This is a genomic window from Streptomyces murinus, assembly GCF_002154555.1.
In the GTDB taxonomy this organism is placed as follows: Bacteria; Actinomycetota; Actinomycetes; order Streptomycetales; family Streptomycetaceae; genus Streptomyces; species Streptomyces murinus.
In genome coordinates this window covers 1-2,946 of the sequence record NZ_MUNF01000283.1, presented here as the reverse complement: position 1 = coordinate 2,946, position 2,946 = coordinate 1, and the positions used below count along the sequence as shown (strand labels likewise).

Annotated in this window: 2 protein-coding genes; one reads left to right on the top strand and one right to left on the bottom strand. The window is 73.7% G+C overall.

The window, feature by feature from the left end; translation table 11 throughout:
• Positions 1-69: 69 nt before the first annotated feature.
• Positions 70-1,842: a S9 family peptidase gene (locus tag CCN72_RS18190; RefSeq protein WP_167408689.1), complete on the bottom strand. Its 1,773-nt coding sequence runs from the start codon at positions 1,840-1,842 to the stop codon at positions 70-72.
• Between the two features lie 209 nt (positions 1,843-2,051).
• Here CCN72_RS18190 and CCN72_RS18185 point away from each other — a divergent pair, with 209 nt between their 5' ends.
• A complete protein-coding gene (locus CCN72_RS18185) occupies positions 2,052-2,840 on the top strand; it encodes an SURF1 family protein (RefSeq protein WP_086808434.1) in 789 nt (262 codons plus the stop codon).
• Positions 2,841-2,946 lie beyond the last annotated feature (106 nt).

Genomic DNA, 2,946 nt, shown 5'->3' with positions numbered 1-2,946 from the left:
CACCGCCCCGTTCCCTCCGGCGGGATGCCGGAGGGAACGGGGCGGTGAGCGGGCGGGCAGGCGGGGCGGCTACGCCGGGAGGTGCCTCTTGGCGAAGTCCAGCTCCAGGGCCACCTGCTTGATGCGCTCGTCTACGACCAGGGAGCCATGGCCGGCGTCGTAGCGGTAGATCTCGTGGGTGGCGCCGAGGGACTGGAGGCGGTGGATGTAGTTGTCGATCTGGCGGATGGGGCAGCGGGGGTCGTTGACCCCGGCCGAGATGTAGACCGGGGCCTTGACCCGGTCGACGTAGGTGAGGGGGGAGGACGCCTCGAAGCGCTCCGGGACCTCCTCGGGGGTGCCGCCGAGGAGGGTGCGGTCCATGGCCTTCAGGGCCTCCATCTCGTCGTGGTACGCCGTGACGTAGTCCGCGACCGGGACGACCGCGATGCCGACCGTCCACGCCTGTGGCTGGGTGCCGATGCCGAGCAGGGTGAGGTAGCCGCCCCAGGAGCCGCCGGTGAGGACCAGCCGGTCGGGGTCGGCGAGGCCCGAGGAGACCGCCCAGTCGCGGACCGCCGCCACGTCCTCCAGCTCGATCAGGCCGACCCGGTGCTTGAGGGCGTCGGTCCAGGCGCGGCCGTACCCGGTGGAGCCGCGGTAGTTGACGCGGACCACCGCGTATCCGTGGTCGACCCAGGCGGCCGGGCCCGAGGCGAAGGAGTCGCTGTCGTGCCAGGTCGGGCCGCCGTGCAGGTCGAAGACGGTGGGCAGGGGGCCGCTCGCGCCCGCGGGCTTCTGGATCAGGGCGTGGATCCGGCCGCCGGGGCCCTCCACCCATACGTCCTCCACTGGCACCGACGGCGGGCACTTCATGCCGGGCGGGTCCAGGACCACACCGCCGGAGGTGGAGCGCACCACCGACGGCTCGGCGGAGGAGGACCACAGGTACTCCACGCTGCCGTCCGGGCGCGCGGTGGCCCCGGAGACGGTGCCGGGCGGGGTCGGGACACGGGTCAGCTCGCGGCTCGCCAGGTCGTACCGGAACAGTTCGCTGCGGGCCTCGAAGCTGTGCGCGATCAGCAGGCCGGAGCCGTCCGGGTACCACTCGGCGCTGACGTCGCCGGGCAGCTCGAGGGCGAGGTCCGTCTCCTCGCCCGTGGCCACGTCCCACACCAGCGGCTCCCAGCGGCCGCGGCGCTGGTGTCCGATGAGCAGCCGGGTGTCGCCGTCGACCGGGGCGAAGCCCAGCACCTCCAGGCCCAGCTCCTCGGCGCCGCCCTTGGTGTCGTCCAGATCGGCGACCGTCGAGCCGTCCGGGCGCAGGACGCGCAGCGCCGCGTGCATGGCGTCGCCGTGCTCGGTGTGTTCGATGGCGATCAGGGAGCCGTCGTGGGAGAGGTCGCCGACGCCCGCGGACTCGCGGTGCCGGTAGATCTCCACCGGGTCCGCGCCCGCGCGGGCCAGATGGATCGTGGTGCCGTCCTCGTCCGTGGAGCGGCCGACGACCGCGGTCTGCCCGTCACGGGCCAGGGCGAGGCCGGCCGGGTAGGAGGCGGCGAGGCCCGGGACGGCCGGCTCGTCGGCGCCGCCGGTGAAGGGCTGGCGGCGCCAGATGCCGAACTCGTCGCCGTCCTTGTCGTCGAACCACCAGATCCAGGCGCCGTCCGGGGAGAGGGTGCCGTCCGTCGTGCCGTTCGGCCGGTCGGTGGCCTGGCGCTGCTCGCCCGTGGTGCGGTTCCACGCGTACAGCTCGTACGTCCCCGTCGCGTTCGACACGAACAGCGAGCGGTCCGGTGCGTCCTCGGCCCAGTCGGGCAGGGACACCCGCGGCGCCCGGAACCGCTTCTCCCAGTCCGGCATGTCCGCGCTGCCCGGCGCCTGCGGTGCGCTCGGCGTCGTGCTCTCAGTCTTGGCCCCAGTCATGCGCCCCATACTGCCTGGCCGCCGCGACAATTGTGCGGCGGGTGAGCGCAGCCTGTGGATAACTTTCCCGCCATGGGCACCGCACGCGTACGGGTGAGGGCCGACCCGCGAGCGGGGCGGCGGGGCGGGCGCCGTACCGTGGGGGCGTGTACCGGTTTCTGCTGACTCCGCGCTGGTGGGGCATCAACGTCTTCGTGCTGCTCGCCATCCCCTTCTGCATCTTCATGGGGTCCTGGCAGCTGAGCCGGTTCGAGGGGCGGGTGCACGAGGAACACGCCGCGAACCGGCAGGCCGCGTCCGACGCCTCCCAGGCGGCCCGCCCGCTGGACTCGATGCTGCCGGTGAACAAGGCCACGTCCGGGCGGCGGGTGTCCGCGCACGGACGGTACGGGGCGCAGCTGCTCGTGCCCGGCCGGCAGCTGGACGACAAGAACGGGTTCTACGTCCTGACGCTGCTGCGCACCGACCAGGGGAAGTCGCTTCCCGTGGTGCGCGGGTGGCTGCCCGGGACGGCGTCCGCGGCGAAGGCGCCCGCCGCACCGCGCGGTGAGGTGACCGTCGTCGGCGCGTTGCAGGCGTCCGAGACTCCGGGGGACAACGGGGTCAGCGCGCAGGGCGGGCTGCCCGCGGGCCAGACGGCGGCGATCAGTTCGGCGGCGTTGGTCAACCTGGTGCCGGACCGGTTGTACGACGCGTGGGTGACGCTGGACAAGGCGGACGCCGGGATGAAGGCGGTGCCGGCGTCGGCGCCGGACGGTACGGGGCTGGATCTGAAGGCGTTCCAGAACCTCGGGTACACCGGGGAGTGGTTCGTCTTCGCCGGGTTCACGGTGTTCATGTGGTTCCGGCTGCTGCGGCGGGAGGTCGAGGCCGCGCGGGACGCTGCGCTGGGCCTGGCGCCGGATTCCGTGCCGGTTCCGGCGTCCAGCAGCTGAGCGGTGCTGCGGCGGGCCGGGGGTCGGGATCGCTGTCCGGCGCTGGCCAGGTGCCGCTGCGCCCACCCTCCCCCACTCTCGGCTTCGCTCGAGCGGGGGGACCCCC

Bases quoted from the DNA above. Each gene is read 5' to 3' on its own strand.
- CCN72_RS18190 (WP_167408689.1), bottom strand. From the start codon at position 1,842: ATGCCGGACTGGGAGAAGCGGTTCCGGGCGCCGCGGGTGTCCCTGCCC.